The 4,183-nt window shown below is 68.4% G+C and carries 4 protein-coding genes and 1 pseudogene; all 5 read right to left on the bottom strand.

From position 1 onward, the window contains the following. A partial coding sequence (locus AD428_RS28680; RefSeq protein ID WP_235491100.1) for a hypothetical protein occupies positions 1–254 on the bottom strand: 254 nt, incomplete at its 3' end. A 102-nt stretch (positions 255–356) separates the two neighbouring features. Continuing rightward, complete coding sequence (locus tag AD428_RS23545) at positions 357–902, bottom strand: acyloxyacyl hydrolase (protein WP_053246766.1); 546 nt, start codon at positions 900–902, stop codon at positions 357–359. A gap of 199 nt (positions 903–1,101) precedes the next feature. Then, positions 1,102–1,977, bottom strand: coding sequence for an acetyl-CoA carboxylase, carboxyltransferase subunit beta (gene accD, locus AD428_RS23540; protein WP_053246765.1), 876 nt, complete (start codon positions 1,975–1,977; stop codon positions 1,102–1,104). A gap of 38 nt (positions 1,978–2,015) precedes the next feature. Further along, entirely contained in the window at positions 2,016–2,876 is an 861-nt protein-coding gene (trpA, locus tag AD428_RS23535) for a tryptophan synthase subunit alpha (RefSeq protein WP_053246764.1), read from the bottom strand. Between the two features lie 5 nt (positions 2,877–2,881). Then, positions 2,882–4,080: pseudogene (gene trpB, locus AD428_RS23530) on the bottom strand (tryptophan synthase subunit beta). Between the last annotated feature and the right edge of the window lie 103 nt (positions 4,081–4,183).

The following is a 4,183-nucleotide window of genomic DNA, read 5'->3' as shown; positions in this document are numbered from 1 at the left end:
CGCCTGGGCCGCGAGCGCAAGCCCGTGCCGCCGGTTTCGAGCGAACCGCTGGTGCAGGTCGAAACGCGCCATTGACGCCGGATGGCGCGCTCTCGCGCCCCGGCCCGCGCCGCCCCGCGACAAATCGTCGCGGGGTTTTTTTGCGCGCGCCGCAGGCCCGGCGCGGACAGGAAACGCCCCGCGCCCCGACCGCCCGCAGGCTTGCCGGCCCCAATGAAACGCCGCGGACCGGGCATCAGGCGCACGAAGAACATGGACCGCCCTTTTCCTGCCCTGGGGTCCGGAAGCATTCCCTGCCTGGCGGCCCAAACAAAAACCTCCGGACGGAGGGTTTTCTTCGCTGGACTCGGTGGGGATCAGAACTGGTAGGTGTACGTGAACTGCACCGTGTCCAGGCCGGGGTTGGGGCGCTTGATGCTGGCGTTGGAGAAGTGCGAGTAGCGCAAGCCGATGCGGTTGTTGGGCGTCAGCAGAAAGCCCAGGCCCACGTGATCGCCGAACTGGAAGGCGGTGCTGATGTTCTCGTCGGCGAAGCGCGTCTTGGAGAACAGGGTAGCGCCGATGCCGGCCTCGATGTAGAAGCGTTCGCCGGTCCACCAGCGGAACATCGGGATGGCGCTGAACTGCCAGACATGGCCCGGCGAGCGCGAACCGTCGGCCCACCAGTACGAGGCGCCGAGTTCGGGGGACAGCTCCAGGCGGCCCCAGTTGCCGCCGAACTGGTACGTCCAGAGCGTGGGGGTTTCGTAGTTCAGCGTGAAGCGCTGGTAATGGTCGCCAATGCCATAGTGCGCGCTGATGCCGCCCTGCGAGCCGCTGGTCTGTGCGCCAGCAAGCGTGGCGTAGCCGGCAAGTGCCAGGCCGGCGAGGCGGGTGAGCATTTTCTTCTTGGTCGACTGCATTGGGACTCCGGTAAACATAAAGAGTTTCTGTACCCGGCAACATAGCAAAAAGCGCGCCGGCCCGGTCGCTCGATGTCGCGGCCTTGCAACATCCTGCATGGAAAACACTGTTCCGCCGCCGAACCGCAATTTGCCGTGACAAGCCGGCGCCTCTTGCCGCGCGGCGCCGGCCTGCCGGGGCGCCGGCGGGCCCGGCCGTTCAAGCCGTGACGACGTCCGCGGGCTGGCTGGTGAGCAGGGCCAGCAGGCGCGCGATTTCCTCGCGCAGCTGGCGGCGGTCCACCACCATGTCGATGGCGCCCTTCTGCAGCAGGAACTCCGCGCGCTGGAAGCCTTCGGGCAGCTTCTCGCGCACCGTCTGCTCGATCACGCGCGGACCGGCGAAGCCGATGAGCGCCTTGGGCTCGGCGATGACCACGTCGCCCATGAAGGCGAAACTGGCCGACACGCCGCCCATGGTGGGGTCGGTGAGCACGCTGATGAAAGGTAGCCGGGCCGCGGCCAGCCGCGTGAGCATGGCGTTGGTCTTGGCCATCTGCATCAGCGACAGCAGGCTTTCCTGCATGCGCGCGCCGCCCGAGGCGGCCACGCAGATGAACGGGGTCTTGTTGTCGAGAGCGGCCTGCACGCCGCGCGCGAAGCGCTCGCCCACGACCGAGCCCATGGAGCCGCCCATGAACTCGAATTCGAAGCAGGCCAGCGTGGCCGGAACGCCGCGGATGGAACCGCTCACGACCACCAGCGCGTCGGTTTCGCCGGTCTGCTTCACGGCTTCCTGCAAGCGCTCGGGATACTTGCGGGTGTCCTTGAACTTGAGGGAATCGACCGAGCGCGTGGTCTGGCCGATTTCGACGCGGCCTTCCATGTCGAGCAGCGAGTCGATGCGCGCCCGCGCGCCGATGCGCATGTGATGGTCGCACTTGGGGCAGACGTGCAGGTTGGCCGCCAGGTCTTCGCTGTACAGCACCGATTCGCACGAGGGGCACTTGACCCACAGGCCTTCGGGCACGCGCCGCGCGGTGTTGTCGTTGTTCTTGTTGATGCGAGGAGGCAGGAGTTTGTCGATCCAGCTCATTGATTTTTCATCCCGTTAGCGTCTCGCGCCCTGGCCGCTCAGGCCGGCGCGTTTTCTCGTTTGACTTGATCCAGCGCTTGCCGGACGGTGCGCAGCCAGCCGCCGGCGGCGGCCACCGCCGCTTCGGTCCGCCGGCCCTCGGGGGCCTGGGCCACCGCCTGCTCCATGGTCTCGATGAGCTTGCTGCCGATGACCACGGCGTCCGCCGCGCGCGCCACGCGGGCCGCGCTCTCGGCATCGCGGATGCCGAAGCCCACGCCCACCGGAATGCGGACGTGCTTGCGGATGAGCGCCACGCGGCGGGCCACATCGTCGGTGTCGAGCGAACCCGCCCCCGTGACGCCCTTGAGCGACACGTAATACACGTAGCCGCGCGCCACCTTGCCGACCGCCTCGATGCGCGCTTCGGTAGTGGTGGGAGCCAGCAGGAAGATCGGCGCGATGCCCGCCTCGTCGAGCAGGGCCGCGAATTCGACCACCTCTTCGGGGGGATAGTCCACCACCAGCACGCCGTCCACGCCCGCCTCGCGGGCGCGGCGGACGAATTCGGCCTGTCCCATGCGCTCGATGGGATTGGCGTAGCCCATCAGGACCACGGGCGTATCGGCGTCGCGCCGGCGGAACTCGGCCACCAGTTCGAGCACGCGGGCCAGGCCCACGCCCTGCGCGATGGCCCGGTCGGCGGCGCGCTGGATGACGGGGCCGTCGGCCATGGGATCGGAGAACGGCACGCCGAGCTCCAGCACGTCCGCGCCGGCCTCGACCAGCGCATGCATGAGCGGCACGGTGGCGGCGGGAGAAGGATCGCCAGCGGCGATGTAGGGGATCAGCGCCGCGGCGCGGCCGGATCCGGCGGTGCGCGCGAAGGCGGCGGCGATGCGGTCGATGGAAGTTGTCATGGTGTTCAGAGCGGGATGCCCGCGCGCTCGGCGACGGTGTGCATGTCCTTGTCGCCGCGGCCCGACAGGTTGACCAGGATGACGGATTCGCGCGGCAGGGTGGGCGCCATCTTGACCGCCTGCGCGATGGCGTGCGAGGACTCCAGCGCGGGCATGATGCCCTCGGTGCGGCAGCAGTCGTGGAAAGCCTGCAGCGCCTCGTCGTCGGTGATGCCCACGTATTCGGCGCGGCCCGAATCCTTCAGCCAGGCATGCTCGGGGCCCACGCCGGGATAGTCCAGCCCGGCGGAGACCGAATGCGTTTCCTGCACCTGGCCGTCCGCGTCCTGCATGACGTAGGTGCGGTTGCCGTGCAGCACGCCCACCTGGCCCGCCGCGAGCGAGGCGGCGTGGCGGCCGGTTTCCATGCCCTCGCCCGCCGCTTCGACGCCGATGAGCCGCACGTTTTCGTAGGGAATATAGGGGTGGAAGATGCCCATGGCATTGGAGCCGCCGCCCACCGCCGCCACCACGTAGTCGGGCTGGCGGCCGATGGCCTCGGGCATCTGCGCCAGGCATTCGTTGCCGATCACGGTCTGGAAATCGCGCACCATGCGCGGATAGGGGTCCGGGCCGGCGACGGTGCCGATGATGTAGAAGGTGTTCTCGATGTTGGTGACCCAGTCGCGCATGGCCTCGTTGAGCGCGTCCTTGAGCGTGCGCGATCCGGAGTCGACGGGCACCACCGTGGCGCCCAGCAGCTTCATGCGATAGACGTTGGAAGCCTGCCGCCTGACGTCTTCGCTGCCCATGTAGACCACGCATTCCATGCCGTAGCGGGCGGCAACCGTGGCCGTGGCCACGCCGTGCTGGCCGGCGCCGGTTTCGGCGATGACGCGGGGCTTGCCCATGCGCTTGGCGAGCAGCGCCTGGCCGATGCAGTTGTTGACCTTGTGCGCGCCGGTGTGGTTGAGGTCTTCGCGCTTGAACCAGATCTGCGCGCGCCCAGCTTTTCCGACCAGCGGCGGGCATGGTAGACGGGGCTGGGGCGGCCCACGAAATGCTTGAGCTCGTAGTTGAACTCTTCCAGGAAGGCCGGGTCGACGCGATAGCGGTCATAGGCCGCACGCAGCTCGTCGAGCGCGTGCATGAGCGTTTCCGCCACGAAAACGCCTCCGTAGGGGCCGAAATGACCCTGGGCATCTGGAAAATCGTAAGGTTTCACCGAGCATCTCCCCCGGCCGCGGCCGCGGCGCACGCGCGCCGCCGGCGGATCCGGATAGCAACCTGCCATTTTACCTGACGGGCGCGCCAGCGGGCTCGCAGCC

The sequence above is a fragment of the Achromobacter sp. DMS1 genome (assembly GCF_001270295.1).
The sequence above is the reverse complement of the archived record's forward strand: the minus strand, read 5'-3'. Positions and strand labels throughout refer to the sequence as shown.

Bases quoted from the DNA above. Each gene is read 5' to 3' on its own strand.
- AD428_RS23545 (WP_053246766.1), bottom strand. From the start codon at position 902: ATGCAGTCGACCAAGAAGAAAATGCTCACCCGCCTCGCCGGCCTGGCA.
- accD (WP_053246765.1), bottom strand. From the start codon at position 1,977: ATGAGCTGGATCGACAAACTCCTGCCTCCTCGCATCAACAAGAACAAC.
- trpA (WP_053246764.1), bottom strand. From the start codon at position 2,876: ATGACAACTTCCATCGACCGCATCGCCGCCGCCTTCGCGCGCACCGCC.